Consider the following 15817-nt stretch of genomic DNA (forward strand, 5'->3'; position numbering starts at 1 on the left):
TCGTCCGCATAGTGCCAGGACCGTTTTCATGGCTGCACAGGGGAGCTTCCATGGGGCCCAGACTTACGCAGGCGCTGCTGGTGTCGGTGCTGTGCCAACTGTCCGAAAGCCAGCCGCGCTCGCTCGCCGAGTTGAGCGGGCAGCGCGAGAACAACCTGCTGGCGATCCGCGAGCTGTTCCGCCAGGGGCGCATCACCGGCGTGCTGCGCGACGACCCCTTTGGCGCCGAGGACGCCCAGGGCCCGCTGCTCTGCGATGCCGAGCGGCTGCGCCTGCGCCGCTCCTACGCGCTGCAGATGGAGGAACTGAACGAGCAGGCGCCGCCGACCGAGACACTGATCCGTATCTAGGGCGGCGTCTGCGCAGGCCTCAGAAGATGTAGTCGGTGGTCAGGAAGTTCGACTCGCGGCCCTGAATGATCTCGCTGATCAGCGCCTTGTTGGCGGCATTGAAGCGCGTCGCCACCAGGGTGCGGATGGAGAAGGTGCGCAGCGCGTCGTGCACCGACAGGGTGCCTTCGGCGGAGTTCTTGCGGCCGTTGAACGGGTAGCTGTCCGGGCCGCGCTGGCACTGGGCGTTGATATTGATGCGGCCGACCTGGTTGGCGAAGGCGTCCACCAGCCGGCCGACCTGCTCGGGGTCGCTGCCGAACAGGCTCAGCTGCTGGCCGTAGTCGGACTGCAGCACGTAGTCGATCACTTCCTCCAGCTCGCGGTACGGCACCACCGGCACCAGCGGGCCGAACTGCTCCTCGTGGTACAGGCGCATCTGCGCCGTCACCGGGCTGAGCAGCGCCGGGTAGAAGAAGCTCTCGCGGGACTGGCCGCCGCCGGCGTTGATCACCTTGGCGCCTTTTTCCAGGGCGTCTGCCAGCAGGCCGTTGAGGTAGTCCACCTTGCCCGGCTCGGGCAGCGGCGTCAGAGCCACGCCCGGCTCCCAGGGCATACCCGGCTTGAGCTGGGCCAGGCGCGCGCTGAACTTGTCGAGGAAACCCTGCAGCACGCTTTCGTGGACGAACAGGATCTTCAGCGCGGTGCAGCGCTGGCCGTTGAACGACAGCGCGCCGGTGATGGCTTCTTCCACGGCGTTGTCCAGGTCCACCTGCGGCAGGACGATGCCGGGGTTCTTCGCGTCCAGGCCCAGGGCCGCGCGCAGGCGGTGCGGGCGCGGGTGCAGGCGCTTGAGGTCGGCGGCGCCCTTGTGGGTGCCGATGAAGGCGAACACGTCGACCTTGCCGCTGGCCATCAGCGCCGAGACGGTTTCGCGGCCGCGGCCGTAGATGATGTTGATCACCCCCGGCGGGAAGCTGTCGCGGAAGGCCTCCAGCAGCGGGCGCATCAGCAGCACGCCGAACTTGGCCGGCTTGAACACCACGGTGTTGCCCATGATCAGCGCCGGGATCAGCGTGGTGAAGGTCTCGTTCAGCGGGTAGTTGTACGGGCCCATGCACAGCGCCACGCCCAGCGGCACGCGGCGGATCTGGCCGAGGGTGCCCTGTTCCAGCTCGAAGCGGCTGGAGCGGCGGTCCAGGTCCTTGAGCGCGTCTATGGTGTCGACGATGTAGTCGCAGGTGCGGTCGAATTCCTTCTCCGAATCCTTGAGGTTCTTGCCGATCTCCCACATCAGCAGGCGCACCACCGCCTCGCGCTGCTCGCGCATGCGCGCCAGGAAGGTCTCCACGTGCTGGATGCGCTCGGCCACCCGCAGGTTGGGCCACAGGCCCTGGCCGTTGTCGTAGGCGGCCACGGCGGCGTCGAGGGCGGCCAGCGCGGCGTCGGCGTCCAGCAGCGGGGTGCTGCCGAGGATCACCTGGCGCTCGCCCTCGGCGGTCTTCAGGAAGATCGGGCTGCGCACCGGCGCCAGCGGGCCGTCCCAGCGGCGCAGTTGGCCGTTCACCAGGTAGTCGCGTTGCTCGACCGGGGCGTCGGGGCGCCAGGCCTCGGGGATGTCGTCGATGGCGGGGAACAGGGTGTCGAGGTTGTGGCTCATGGTTCCTCCCTCAGGAACGGGCGCCGCTGGGGCAGAAGGGAAGGGCGCCCGGAATGTTGTTTTTAGCCTGGATCGGCCTGAAGGTGAATCGTTTCAGCCTGCGTTCGTCGGAAAGCCCGGCGAGGGGCTTTCAGCGGGCGCGGCCGGACGGCCGGGGAGCGGCTGGCGCCCGGGCCTCGCCGAGCAGCTCCTGCTGCTCGGCATAGCGCTCGCGCACGTCGAAGTCGCGCGGCCAGTCGTTGGCGGGGGAAGGCTTGCGCCCGGGGGCTCGGGTGGACATCGGCGGTACTCCTTTCACGGGGGAAGCCGGTGGTCCTCAGACCACCAGCGAAAGCAGCAGGATGAACACCAGGCCGACCACGGAGAGAATGGTCTCCATGGCCGTCCAGGTCTTGAAGGTCTCGGCGACGCTCATGTTGAAGTACTGCTTGACCAGCCAGAACCCGGCGTCGTTGACGTGGGAGAGGATCAGCGAGCCGGCGCCGGTGGCCAGCACCAGCAGCTCGCGGTTGACCCCCGGGATCATGCCCACTACCGGCACCACGATGCCGGCGCCAGTGATGGTGGCGACCGTGGCGGAACCGGTGGCCACGCGGATCACCGCCGCCACCAGCCAGGCCAGCAGGATCGGCGAAATCTGCGCGTGCACGGCCAGGTGGCCGATCACGTCGCCCACGCCGCTGGCCACCAGCATCTGCTTGAAGCCGCCGCCGGCGCCGATGATCATCACGATGGCCGCGGTGGGCGCCAGGCTCTGGTCGAGCAGCTTGAGAATCTGCTGCGAGCCGAAGCCGCGGGCGTAGCCGAAGGTGTACAGGGCCAGCAGCAGCGCCAGCAGCAGGGCGGTGATCGGGTGGCCGATCATGTCCATCCAGGCGCGGAAGGCGTGGCCGTCGGGCAGCAGCACGTCGGCGAAGGTCTTCAGCAGCATCAGGAACACCGGCAGCAGCACGGTCAGCAGGGTGATGCCGAAGCTGGGCAGGTTGTTGGTTTCCGGTTCATGGGCGATCTGCGCCACCAGTTCCTCGGACGGGCTGCCGGGGATCACCCGAGCGATCCAGGCGCCGAACAGCGGGCCGGCGATGGCCGCGGTGGGCAGCGCGACTATCAGGCCGTAGAGGATGGTCTTGCCGATGTCGGCGCCGAACACGCCGATGGCCAGCAGCGGCCCCGGGTGCGGCGGCACCAGGCCGTGCACTGCGGAAAGCCCGGCCAGCAGCGGGATGCCGATCTTGATCAGCGACACGCCGCTGCGCCGCGCGACGATGAACACCAGCGGGATCAGCAGGATGAAGCCGATCTCGAAGAACAACGGGATGCCCACCAGGAAGGCCGCCAGCATCATCGCCCAGTGCACCTTGCGCTCGCCGAAGGCGTCGATCAGGGTGCGGGCGATCTGGTCGGCGCCGCCGGACTCGGCCATCATCTTGCCGAGCATGGTGCCCAGGGCGAGGATCACCCCGACGAAGCCGAGCACCCCGCCGAAGCCGTCCTGGAAGGCCTTGACGATCTGCGCCACGGGCATGCCCGAGGTCAGGCCGAGGAAGCCGGCGGCGATGATCAGGGCGAGGAAGGGGTGGATCCTGAAGCGGGTGATCAGCACGATCAGGCCGATGATGGTGACCAGCGCATCCAGCAGCAGGTAGGTGTCGTGGGACAGACCGAACATGGCGGGGCTCCCTTGTCTTTGTTTTTACGGGCGTTTTGGGATAGCGCTGTCTTCAGCGCGCGGCAAAAATCGGTTCAGGCCGGCTCGTGGGCGCGCCACCAGGCCAGGGCCTGCTCGACGATGCGTTCCACCGGCAGGGTGGCATCCACCGCGAGGGTCAGCGGTTCGTCGTGGGGCGGCTCCAGGGCGGCGAACTGGCTGTCCACCAGGGTCGCCGGCATGAAGTGCCCGGGGCGTTCTGCGACGCGGCGCGCGGCTTCCTCGCGGGGCAGTTCGAGGAACACCACGCCCAGGCCCGGCACGGCCTCGCGCAGGCGTTCGCGGTAGACCAGCTTGAGCGCCGAGCAGGTCAGCACCGGGCGCTGGCCGGCGGCCACGGCCTGGCGCAGCAGCTCGGCCAGGGTGGCCAGCCAGCCGGCGCGGTCGTCGTCGGTCAGGGGGATGCCGGCGCTCATCTTGCGGATGTTCTCGGCCGGGTGGAAGGTGTCGCCTTCGATCTCGTGGGCGCCGCTGGCGCGGCACAGCGCCTGGCTGACGCTGGTCTTCCCGCAACCGGAGACACCCATGATCAGCAGGGCGTGGATGGGGGGGAGCATATCGCACCTCGGTGGGGAGACAGCGCTGTCTTTAAAAGTCGAAGCCAAAAGCATGGGGCTGCCTCCGCTTTCTTGTCATTCTAGTGCTTGCGTATGGTGTCCGCGGTTTTTCCGCCACAGCGCGATCCGGGGCTTTCAGGCAATTGCCGGGTTCGCGAGACAGCGCTACCTTAGTGCCTCGATTTTCGTTTGGCAAGCCAGCCGATGCCCTCGCAGAAGAAGAACGACAAGCACTCCCGCGCCAGCGGCCGCCCCACCCTGAACGAAGTGGCGCAGCGCGCCGGCGTCAGCCCCATCACCGCTTCCCGCGCCCTGCGCGGCGTCAGCAGCGTCGCCGAGGCGCTGGTGCTGAAGGTCCGCGAGGCCGCCGCCGAGCTGGGCTACGTGGCCAACCCCGCGGCGCGGGCGCTGGCCTCGGCGCAGAGCCACAGCGTGGTGGTGCTGGTGCCGTCGCTGTCCAACCAGCTGTTCGTCGACACCCTGGAGGCCATCCACGGCGTGCTGCGGCCCCAGGGCCTGGAAGTGCTGATCGGCAACTTCCACTACTCGCGCGACGAAGAGGAAGACCTGATCCGCAACTACCTGGCCTACCAGCCCCGCGGCCTGCTGCTCACCGGCTTCGAGCGCACCGAGAGCGCGCGACGGATGGTCGAGGCCAGCGGCGTGCCCTGCGTCTACATGATGGACCTGGACCACAGCCCCGGCCTGCACTGCGTGGGCTTCTCGCAGATCGCCGCGGGCATGGCCGCCGCCGAGCACCTGCTGGCCGGCGGGCGCAAGCGCCTGGCCTACGTCGGCGCGCAGCTGGACCAGCGCACCCTGCTGCGCGGCGAGGGCTTCCGCCGCGCCCTGCAGAAGGCCGGCTGCTACGACCCGGCGCTGGAGATGCTGACGCCGCGGCCGTCCTCGGTGGGCCTGGGCGGCGAGCTGTTCCGCCAACTGCTGGCCGCGCGGCCGGACGTGGAAGGCATCTTCTTCGGCAACGACGACCTGGCTCAGGGCGCGCTGCTGGAGGCGCTGCGCCAGGGCATCGAAGTGCCGCGGCAGGTCGCCGTGGTCGGCTTCAACGACCTGCCCAGCTCGGCCTACATGGTGCCGCGCCTGTCCAGCATCCGCACCCCGCGCGAGGCCATCGGCCGCCGCGCCGCCGAGACGCTGCTGGCGCTGATCGCCGGGCGGCCGATCGCCGAGCCGGTGCAGGACCTGGGCTTCGAACTGATGGTGCGCGAGAGCAGTTGAAGCATGCACAGGGTATTTCTGCCGATCTCGCTGCGTCCGCTGCCGCCGCGCTTCATTTCCCGGGCCTTGCGGTCGCCCTGTTTCACGGCCGGCGGGGCGCGTTGCAGAGCGCCCCGCCCATCGTTCGACGGCCGGTACTGGGGAATGCCGCCGGTCTGCCGATAGGCATCAGGTACCCGCCCGGTGGTTGATCGGATGATGGCTAAGTGACATAACCGGGTTCGACACTCTCGCTGCAGTCACAGACGGATCTACATGACCAGCAATTTCGATGTCTTCACCCACGCCCGGGGAGGCTCGCGCCGGCAGCGCATCGGCGTGCTCTTCTATGCCGGCGTGCTGCTGGTCCTCACCCTGCTGGTCGGGCTGAGCGGCTGGAGCGTGTACCGCGACTACCGCAGCAGCACCGACCAGGTGCGGCAGAACCTCTCGGCGCTGGCCCGCTCGCTGGAGGGCTACATCAGCGCGCTGCTGCTGCAGAGCTACGGCAGCATCTACGCGGTGTCGGAAGACCTGCAGGGCCTGGGCGAGGTCGCCGACGCCGGCCTGGTGCGCGGGAAGCTGGCGCAGGCGATGCGCTACGACCCGGTGTCGACCTACCTGTTCGTGCTCCGCGACGGCCACCTCTACGCCGTGGACGGCCACGGCCAGCCGGCCGAGGAGCACCTGCGCCCGCTGCTCGCCCTGGGCGACCTGCCGGCCAGCGAGCGCCCGGCCTTCGGCCACACGCTGCGCGGCCCCAACGGCGCCTTCCTGCTGCCGATGTACGTCGGCCAGCGCGGCGCCGACGGCCGCACCCAGCGCGTCGGCGCGCTGATCGACACCGACCGCGTCGGCGACCTGCTGCGCCGCCTGGGCCTGGCCGAGCACATGAACGCCGGCATGTTCGACAACCTCGGCACCGTGCTCTACCGCACCCCCGACACCCTGAATTCCGTCGGCCGCCGCCTGCCGGAGTGGTCGCCGCTGTTCCCGCGCCTGGGCCGCTCGGACTTCGCCCTGGTCGAGGGCCGCAGCATCGGCGGCGAGCCGTCGCTGTTCGCCGACGCGCCCTCGGCGAGCTTCCCGATCCACGCCGTGGTCGGCCAGGCCTCGGCCAGTTACCTGCTGCCCTGGCTCAAGCGCGCCGGCTTCAGCGCCGTGCTGCTGGCCATCTGCGCCCTGGCCCTGGGCCTTTCCGCCTGGCAGCTGCGCCGGCTGATCGGCGAGATCAGCCAGAACGGCCGCTTCTACCGCCAGCTGTTCACCAACATCAACGATGGCGTGTTGCTGATCGGCGTGGACGGCCGGGTGCGCGCCACCAACGAACGCGCCGCGAGCATGTTCGGCGTCGACTCGCCGGAGCGCCTGATCGGCCTGCTGCCCTCGGAGCTGTCGCCGGAGCGCCAGCCGGACGGGCGCCTGTCGCTGGTGGCCAGCCGCGCCAACCTCGAAGGGCTGCTCAGCGGCGAGCTGCGCGAGGTGGACAGCGAGTGGCAGTTCCTGCGCCGCGACACCCGCCTGCCGTTCGACTGCGAGGCCCACGTCACGCGCTTCAGCTGGCAGCAGAACGCCCTGTTGCTGGTGGTGCTGCACGACATCACCGAACGCAAGCGCTACCTCGCCGAGCAGGAATACCTGGCCAACCACGATTCGCTCACCGGCCTGCCCAACCGCTACTGGCTGGGCCGCCACATCGAGCAGCGCATCGCCCGCGGCGGCGGGCGCTTCGCCATCCTGCTGCTGGACATGAACCGCTTCAAGGAAGTCAACGACACCCTCGGCCACCAGCACGGCGACAGCGTGCTGCAGCAGGTGGGCGCGCGCCTGGGCGCCTGGCTGCGCACCCAGGAGGCCGGCATCGCCCGCCTGGGCGGCGACGAGATGGCGGTGATCACCCGCGAGCTGGACGACGAGCGCGGCGTGCCCGGGCTGTGCCAGGGCATCGCCCGGGTGCTGCGCCAGCCGCTGTCCGCCGGCGGCATCCAACTGGAGCTGTCGGCCAGCATCGGCGTGGCCCTCTACCCGGACCACGGCGACACCCCCGGCGACCTGCTGCGCTGCGCCGACATCGCCATGTACCAGGCCAAGCACGGGCGCCGCGACTTCCTGCTCTACCAGCGCTGCGACGACACCTACACCCCCGAGCGCCTGGCCTTGCACACCGGGCTGGGGCGGGCCATCCGCGAGGGCGGGCTGCAGCTGCATTACCAGCCCAAGGTGAGCCTGGCCGACGGCCAGGTGATCGGCTTCGAGGCCCTGCTGCGCTGGGAGCACCCCGAGCGCGGCATGATCCCGCCCGGCGAATTCATCCCCATGGCCGAGTCCACCGAGCTGATCCACCCGCTCACCCGCTGGGTGCTGGACGAGGCCCTGCGCCAGTTGCGCGCCTGGAGCGAGCACGGCCTGGAAACCTGCATGGCGGTGAACATCAGCGCCAACAACCTGCGCAACCCGCACTTCGTCAGCGAACTGCAGGGCCTGCTGGCCCGCCACGGCATCGCCGGCTCCCTGGTCGAGCTGGAAGTCACCGAAGGCACCCTGCTGGAAGACCCGGAGATGGCCCTGCGCAGCCTGCAGGCGATCCGCGACCTGGGGGTGACGCTGTCGATCGACGACTTCGGCACCGGCTACTCGTCCCTGGCCTACCTCAAGCGCCTGCCGGTGCAGGTGCTGAAGATCGACCGCACCTTCGTCTCCGGCATGGCCGACAACTTCTCCGACGCCATGATCGTGCAGTCGACCATCGCCCTCGGGCACAACTTCGGCATGCAGGTGGTGGCCGAAGGCGTGGAGGACGCGGCCACGGCCACCGCCCTGGCGCGGCTGGGCTGCGACATCGCCCAGGGCTACCACTTCGGCCGCCCGATGGGCGCCGCCCAGGTGATGGACTGGCGCCTGCAGCGCCAGCTGGAGGCCCTCGGCCTGAGCTGAGGCGCGCCGTATGGTGCGCGGACAAGGTCTGACAATTATTACGTATTTGTTAAAAGACCTTTGTCCATATCCGGATTCAAATAGCGCTTCGATCCGGCATCATGTCCCCACTCCGCCAGGGGAATAGAGCGGGGCGCGGAAGTACTTCCACTACAGAAACTTACGTTCGCTCGACCATGACTGTTACGCATGGCCGAACATTTGTTCCTGCCTACAAGAAAAGTCGGCCATCACGCTTACCACTGGCCGGCACTCCAAGACTCAAGGGGCAACTCCATGAAGCACCTCAAACGCAGCATGCTCGTGCTCGCCGTTTCCACCGCCGCCATGCAACTGGCCCAGGCCGAACCCTTCGTCAGCGACCAGGCCGACGCCAAGGGCTTCCTCGAGGACAGCCACCTCGACCTGCTGCTGCGCAACTTCTACTACAACCACGACGGCAAGAACGGCGCCGACGACCAGCGCGACTGGACCCAGGGCATCTTCGCCACCTACAGCTCCGGCTACACCCAGGGCACCGTCGGCTTCGGCGTCGACGCCTTCGGCTACCTGGGCATCAAGCTCGACGGCGGCTCCGGCACCGCCGACAGCGGCAACCTTCCGGTGGACCGCCACGGCAACCCCGAGGACGACTACGGCAAGGCCGGCGGCGCGCTGAAGGTGCGCATCTCCAGGACCGAGCTGAAATTCGGCGACATGCAGCCCACCGCCCCGGTCTTCGCCGCCGGCGGCACCCGCCTGATGCCGCAGACCGCCAAGGGCTTCGCGCTGATGAGCAGCGAGCTGCAGGGCCTGGACCTGGAAGCCGGCCACTACACCGCCGGCACCAGCCCGGTGACCACCAGCCACACCGGCGGCATCTGGGCCACCTACGCCAACGTCGAGGCCGACAGCGCCGACTTCGTCGGTGGCCGCTACGCCATTACCCCGGACCTGAGCGTGTCGCTCTACGCCGCCGAGCTGGAAGACATCTGGCGCCAGTACTACGGCAACGCCAACTACAGCCTGGCGCTGGGCGGCGACCAGTCGCTGGGCTTCGACTTCAACATCTACCGCACCAACGACTACGGCCAGGCCAAGGCCGGGCGCATCGACAACACCGCCTGGTCGTTCGCCACCGCCTACTCCTTCCTGCAGGCGCACACCCTGACCCTGGCCTTCCAGAAGGTGCAGGGCGACACCCCGTTCGACTACGTGGGCTTCGGCGACAACGGCGCGGGCGCTGCCGGCGACTCGATCTTCCTGGCCAACTCGGTGCAGTACTCCGACTTCAACGGCCCGGGCGAGCGCAGCTGGCAAGCCCGCTACGACCTGGCGATGGACACCTACGGCGTGCCCGGCCTGAGCTTCATGGCCCGCTACATCAACGGCACCAACATCAACGGCGAGCACATGGCCGCCGACAGCTCGTACCGCGGCTACGAATACGGCCGCGACGGCAGCCACCACGAAACCGACCTGGAAGCCAAGTACGTGGTCCAGTCCGGCCCGGCCAAGGACCTGTCCTTGCGCCTGCGCCAGGCCTTCCACCGCAGCAATGCCGACCAGGCCGAGGACGACAACAACGAACTGCGGCTGATCGTCGACTACCCGCTGTCGATCCTCTGAGGCGCCTCTTTCTTGGGGAAGTTGCCGCGCGATGAACGCAGCTTCCCCAAGAGTTCCCCGCAGATTGTTACGTTTTCGCTGAAGGTGTTTCCCAGGGCAGGGAATTTATCTGACGCCGGCTGGTCGTTAATGTATTACCCATCCGATTCGGCCCGCCGCACAGCGGTTATTCCCGAATCCCTGCTCCTGACGTTGATTAAATCGTGATTGCTCAATTCAACGTCCTTCCAGCCGCTCCGCCAGGGGCGGCTTTTTTTTGCGACGGTGTTTCTCCTCCACCTAGCGCGGTCTTGCAGGCTGCGCCGAGGTGGTCTTCGTAGGATGGGTTGAGCTTGCGAAACCCATGCTGCCGTGGCGATGGGTATCGCTTCGCTCAACGCCATCCTACGACGGCGTCGTAGAGCGCGGTCATGCAGGCTGCGCCGAGGTGGTCTTCGTAGGATGGGTTGAGCTTGCGAAACCCATGCTGCCGTGGCGATGGGTATCGCTTCGCTCAACGCCATCCTACGACAGCGTCGTAGAGCGCGGTCATGCAGGCTGCGCCGAGGTGCTCTTCGTAGGATGGGTTGAGCTTGCGAAACCCATGCTGCCATGGCGATGGGTATCGCTTCGCTCAACGCCATCCTACGAGAGGCCGTGCCCTTGTCCTCGATAACCGGAACCACCGGCGCGATTTCGCCCCGCTGCCGTCGTCACCAGGTATCGATGAACGACCGCCCGCCGGCGTCCGCGGGCGCGGCGCCGGAGGCCGCGTTGAGGCCGCGCAGCAGCCAGGCGCGGGTATCCGCCGGGTCGATCACCGCGTCGATCTCCAGGTAGCTCGCCATGTTCAGCGCCTTGCCGCTCTCGTAGGCCTTGGCCACCAGCTTGTCGAACAGCGCCTGGCGCGCGGCTTCGTCCGGCTGCGCGCCAAGCTCCTTGGCGAAGCCCAGCCGCACCGCGCCCTCCAGGCCCATGGCGCCGAACTCGCCGCTGGGCCAGGCGGCGGTGAACAGCGGCGCGTGGAAGCTGCCGGCGGCCATCGCCTGGGCGCCCAGGCCATAGCCCTTGCGCAGCACCACCGTGAAGAAGGGCACGCTGAGGCTGGCGGCGGTGACGAACATGCGCGAGACGTGGCGCACCGTGCCCTGCTTTTCCGCCTCGGGGCCGACCATGAAGCCGGGGGTGTCGCACAGCGAGACGATCGGCAGGCCGCGCGCCTGGCACAGCTGCATGAAGCGCGCGGCCTTGTCGCCGGCCACCGCGTCGATGGCGCCGCCCAGGTGCGCGGGGTTGTTGGCGAGCAGGCCGAACGGCTTGCCCTCGATGCGCACCAGCGCGGTGACCAGCCCGGGGGCGAACTGGCGGCGCAGCTCCAGCACGCTGCCCTGGTCGGCGAGCAGTTCGATCACCCGGCGGATGTCGTAGACGCGCAGGCGGTTTTCCGGGATCACATGGCGCAGCTCGCGCGGGTCGGCGCATTGCCAGTCGCCCGTCTCGCCCTGGAAGTACGCCAGGTACTGCTTGGCCACCCGCACCGCCTCGGCCTCGTCCTCCACCAGCACGTCGATCACCCCGTTGGGGCCCTGCACGCTGGTCGGGCCGACCTCTTCCGGCGTGTAGCTGCCCAGGCCGCCGCCCTCGATCATCGCCGGGCCGGCCATGCCGATGCTGGCGTTGCGGGTGGCGATGATCACCTCGCAGCAGCCGAGCAGGGCGGCGTTGCCGGCGAAGCAGCGGCCGGACACGACGCCGACGGTCGGCACCCGCCCCGAGAGCTTCGCGAAGCTGACGAAGGTGTGGCAGTCCAGCCCGGCCACGCCGACGAAATCGGTATCCCCCGGGCGGCCGCCGCCGCCCTCGGCGAACAGCACCACCGGCAGGCGCCACTGTGCTGCCAGGGCGAGCAGGCGGTCGGTCTTCTTGTGGTTCATCACCCCCTGGGTGCCGGCGAATACCGTGTAGTCGTAGGCGATGGCCATGCAGCGCGCCGCCTGCTCGCCGAACCGCGCGGCGCCCACGGTGCCGATGCCGGCCACCAGACCGTCGGCCGGGCTCAGCTCCAGCAGTTCCTCGGTGGAGCGGCGCCGGCGCTGCGCGGCCAGGGCCATGGCGCCGTATTCGCTGAAGCTGCCTTCGTCCAGCAGGTCCGCCAGGTTCTCCCGGGCGGTGCGCTGGCCGGTCCTGCGCCGCTTGGCCACCGCCGCGGGGCGGCGCGCGTCGGTCAGGCGCTCGTGGCGTTCCCTGACCTCGGCCAGGTCGGCCCGGATGTGGGCGAGGTCGATGGCCTGCTCGCTCAGCACCACGCCGCCCTCGACCTCGGCCGGTTCGAGGAACAGCAGCGGCTGCTCCTCGGCCAGCGCGTCGCCCGGGGCCACCGCCAGCAAGCGGACGATGCCGCCGCTTGTGGCCTTGACTTCGAACTCCATCTTCATCGCCTCCAGCACGGCGACGGTCTGGCCAGCGGCCACGCTGTCGCCCTCCGCGACCGCCAGGGCCACCACCACACCGGTGCTCGGCGCGTTCAGGGCGATGGTGCCGGGCGGCGCATCGACGTTCTGGCGCCGGGTTTCGGCCACGCTGCCGGCGCCGCTGAAATAGCGGTGCGGGTGGCTTTCGCCGCGCGCGCTGAGCAGCTCGCCCAGGTGGCGCTCGACGAAGCGGGTGTCGACCTGGTTGGCGGCGACCTCCTCGCGTTGCAGCAGGTTCTGCAGCAGGTGCAGGTTGCTCGCCACGCCCTCCAGGCGGAATTCGCACAGCGCGCGGTAGGCGCGGCGCAGGGCACCGGGATAGTCGCCGGCGCTGGCGATCAGCTTGGCCAGCAGCGAGTCGTAGGCCGGGCTGACCGCATAGCCGGCGTAACCGTAGCCGTCTACCCGCAGGCCGGGGCCGGACGGCGGCTGGTAGGCGCTCAGCACGCCGGCGGCCGGCCGCGCGCTGCCGTCGGCCTGGAGCGTTTCCAGGTTCAGCCGCAGCTGTATGGCGCAACCCTGCACGGCGGGCGGCTTGTCCAGATGAAGTTCGCCGAGCGTGGCGCCGGCGGCCAGGCGCAGCTGGGTGTGCAGCAGGTCGACGCCGGTGACCTGCTCGGTGACCGTGTGCTCCACCTGGATCCGCGGGTTGGCCTCCATGAAGTAGAAGCGCCCGTCGGCCACCAGGAATTCGAAGGTGCCCAGGCCACGGTAGTTCACTTCGCCGGCCAGGCGCAGGGCGCAGGCGATGATGGCCTCGCGTAGGCCCGCGTCCAGGCCGGGGCTGGGGGCGATTTCCACCAGCTTCTGGTGGCGGCGCTGCAGGCTGCAGTCGCGCTCCCACAGGTGGCTGACGGCGCCGCTGCCGTCGCCGAGCACCTGAATCTCGATGTGCCGGGCCTGCTCCAGCAGTTGCTCCACATACAGCGCGCCATTGCCGAAGGCGGCCTGCGCCTCGGACTGGCAGCGGGCGTAGGCCTCGGCCAATTCCGCCGGCTCGCGTACTGCGCGCATCCCCCGGCCGCCACCGCCGGCCAGGGCCTTGAGCATCACCGCGCCGTGCTGCGCGGCGAACGCCTGCGCCTCGGCCAGGTCGATGGCGTGGTTCAGGCCGGCCACCAGCGGGGCGCCGCAGCGCTCGGCCAGGGCGCGGGCGGTGGCCTTGTCGCCGAACAGCTCCAGCACCTCGGCGGCCGGCCCGACGAAGGTCAGCCCGGCGGCTTGGCTACGGCGGGCGAACCCGGGGTTCTCGGCGAGAAAGCCGTAGCCCGGGTGCACCGCGTCACAGCCCTGCTCGCGGGCGATGGCGATCAACTGCTCCATGTCCAGGTAGGCGGGCACGCCGCGCCCCTTGAGCGGCACGGCCAGGTCCGCCTTGCGCGTGTGCAGGCTGGCGGCGTCGTCCTCGGCGAACACCGCGACGCTGCGGATGCCCAGGTCGGCGCAGGCCTGGGCGATGCGGATGGCGATTTCGCCGCGGTTGGCGATCAGCAGCTTGGCGAAGGGCGGGGTCACAGCAGAGGCTCCAGTTCGTTCTTCTTGATCTTGCCGGTGGCGGTCATCGGCAGGCTGGCGACCACGCGGACCTCCGGCACCTTGTAAACGGCCATGGCCTCGCGGCACCAGGCGAGCAGGCTCTCGGCGCTTTCGCCGGCGCCCGGCTTGAGCACCACGAAGGCCACCGGCTGCTGGCCGCGGCGCGCGTCGGGGCGGGCCAGCACCGCGCTGGCGAGCACCGCCGGGTGCTGGCCGAGCAGCGCCTCCAGCTCGCTGGGGAACACGCTCATGCCGTTCACCTTGATCATCTCCTTGCGCCGGCCGAGGTAGCGGATGAAGCCCTGCTCGGTGATCTGGCCGAGGTCGCCGGTGTGCAGCCAGCCGTCGCGCAGCACCTCGGCGCTGGCCTCGGGGCGGTTCCAGTAGCCCTTGAGCAGCGACGGGCTGCGGATGCACAGCTCGCCTTCAGCGCCCAGGGGCAGCAGCTCCCCGGTTTCGAAATCGCAGACCTTGAAGTCGGTGCCCGGCACCGGCAGGCCGACGAAGGTCGGCGCGCTGTTGAGGTCGAAATCGTCCTGCTGGAAGCCGACGATGAAGGTGTCGCAGGTGTGGGTCTCGGTCATGCCGAAGCTGGTTTCCACCAGCGTGGTGCCGGTCAGCTCGCGCCAGCGTCGGCGGTAGCTGGGCGTCAGCTTCTTGATGAAGGAAATGGCGCCCGACACCCGCAGCGAGGAGAAGTCGTATTCGCCGACCCGCGGGTGCTCCAGCACTTCGGCCGCGCTGTCGACCAGCAGGGTGCAGTGGCTGACGCGGTAGCGCTGCACGGCGGTCATGAAGGCCTCGGCGTCCCAGCGCGCCAGCAGCACCAGGCGGGAGCCGGTGAACATCGGGAACAGCAGGCCGCCGTTCTCCCCGGCGATCCAGAACTCCGGCAGGAAGTTCAGCAGTACGCTGTCCTGCTCCAGCCGGTTCGCCACCGACAGGTAGCTGGCGCAGGTGTAGAGCATGTCGCCGTGGGTATGCACGCAGCCCTTGGGCAGGCCGGTGGTGCCGCCGGTGTAGTTGAGCGCCGCCACCTCGTCGAGCCGCGCCTGGTGCTGCGGCACCGGTCCCCGGCAGGCCTCCAGGGCCGGGAGGAAGTCGATGAAGTCATCCCCGGCCAGTTTCGGCGCCAGCAGCATGTCGGGCGGCGGCAGGCTCGGCGTGGCCGGGCACAGCTCGCTGAGGCTGGTGGCCAGCAGCCGGCGCAACGGTGTTTCACCACGCACCTGGCGCACGACCGGCAGCAACTGGTCGAAGCACAGCAGGGTTTCGGCGCCGCTGTCGTTGAGCTGGTAGCCCAGCTCCAGCGCCTTCGACAACGGGCTGACCGGCACGTAAACCGCCCCCGCGCGCAGGATGCCGTAGAAGGCGACGTGCAACTGCGGGCAATTGGGCAGGAACACGGCGACGCGCTCGCCGGGGCGCACGCCCAGCTCGGCCAGCAACGCGGCGCAGCGGTCGGCCAGGCGGTCCAGCTCGGCCCAGGCCAGGCTGTGGCCGTAGAAGTCCAGCGCGGGCGCCTCCGGCTTCAGGCGCGCCCAGGTGCGCAGGTATTCGCCAAGCGGCTGCTGCCCATGCGGGTAATGCGGCTCACGCGGCGTGCCGGCTGGCCAGGCGGCGGCCTGGAGGCGATGCAGCGCCTGGAGGTAACGGGCTTCGTTCATGGCGGGCACTCTTGTCGTTCTTGTTGAGCCGCATCTTAAAAAGCCGGGGGGAGCGAAAGAACTGACGCCTATTCATCGATATCCATGAACGCTATGCATGGTTGTGCCGGTGGGGATCACTGCTAGGCTGGAGCGGCTGGGGATAGAGGG

General features: G+C 69.3%; 10 protein-coding genes. 4 read left to right on the top strand and 6 right to left on the bottom strand.

Annotation, left to right across the window (positions count from 1 at the left end; genetic code table 11):
- Positions 1-50 precede the first annotated feature (50 nt).
- The gene (locus QSJ95_RS30895) at positions 51-350 is read left to right on the top strand and encodes a hypothetical protein (RefSeq protein WP_009613119.1); all 300 of its coding nucleotides are present in this window, start codon (positions 51-53) and stop codon (positions 348-350) included.
- A gap of 19 nt (positions 351-369) precedes the next feature.
- Here the strand turns inward: QSJ95_RS30895 and QSJ95_RS30900 are convergent, their stop codons facing one another.
- From QSJ95_RS30900 to QSJ95_RS30915, 4 genes are all read right to left on the bottom strand, one after another.
- Entirely contained in the window at positions 370-1989 is a 1620-nt protein-coding gene (locus QSJ95_RS30900) for an NADP-dependent glyceraldehyde-3-phosphate dehydrogenase (RefSeq protein ID WP_285647481.1), read from the bottom strand.
- Positions 1990-2119: 130 nt separating this feature from the next.
- Positions 2120-2269, bottom strand: coding sequence for a hypothetical protein (locus tag QSJ95_RS30905; RefSeq protein WP_253392552.1), 150 nt, complete (start codon positions 2267-2269; stop codon positions 2120-2122).
- 36 nt (positions 2270-2305) lie between these two features.
- A complete protein-coding gene (locus QSJ95_RS30910) occupies positions 2306-3658 on the bottom strand; it encodes a GntP family permease (RefSeq protein WP_285647484.1) in 1353 nt (450 codons plus the stop codon).
- 74 nt (positions 3659-3732) lie between these two features.
- Positions 3733-4254, bottom strand: coding sequence for a gluconokinase (locus QSJ95_RS30915; protein WP_285647486.1), 522 nt, complete (start codon positions 4252-4254; stop codon positions 3733-3735).
- Between the two features lie 204 nt (positions 4255-4458).
- On the opposite strand from QSJ95_RS30915, the gene gntR reads away from it, so the two are divergent.
- The 3 genes from gntR (at position 4459) to QSJ95_RS30930 (ending at position 10014) form a co-directional block, all read left to right on the top strand.
- Positions 4459-5493, top strand: coding sequence for an HTH-type transcriptional regulator GntR (gntR, locus tag QSJ95_RS30920; RefSeq protein WP_009613113.1), 1035 nt, complete (start codon positions 4459-4461; stop codon positions 5491-5493).
- Between the two features lie 255 nt (positions 5494-5748).
- Positions 5749-8406 carry a bifunctional diguanylate cyclase/phosphodiesterase gene (locus QSJ95_RS30925; protein ID WP_285647489.1) on the top strand — a complete coding sequence of 886 codons (2658 nt, stop codon included), beginning with the start codon at positions 5749-5751 and terminating at the stop codon, positions 8404-8406.
- 276 nt (positions 8407-8682) lie between these two features.
- Entirely contained in the window at positions 8683-10014 is a 1332-nt protein-coding gene (locus QSJ95_RS30930) for an OprD family porin (RefSeq protein ID WP_043268906.1), read from the top strand.
- A 692-nt stretch (positions 10015-10706) separates the two neighbouring features.
- Here the strand turns inward: QSJ95_RS30930 and QSJ95_RS30935 are convergent.
- Positions 10707-13979, bottom strand: a complete 3273-nt coding sequence (locus tag QSJ95_RS30935; RefSeq protein WP_285647491.1) for a carboxyl transferase domain-containing protein — start codon at positions 13977-13979, stop codon at positions 10707-10709.
- Entirely contained in the window at positions 13976-15667 is a 1692-nt protein-coding gene (locus QSJ95_RS30940) for an AMP-binding protein (protein ID WP_285647493.1), read from the bottom strand. The genes QSJ95_RS30935 and QSJ95_RS30940 overlap by 4 nt, the downstream gene beginning before the upstream one ends.
- Between the last annotated feature and the right edge of the window lie 150 nt (positions 15668-15817).

Source organism: Pseudomonas sp. NBRC 100443, assembly GCF_030268185.1.
Taxonomy (GTDB): domain Bacteria; phylum Pseudomonadota; class Gammaproteobacteria; order Pseudomonadales; family Pseudomonadaceae; genus Pseudomonas; species Pseudomonas citronellolis.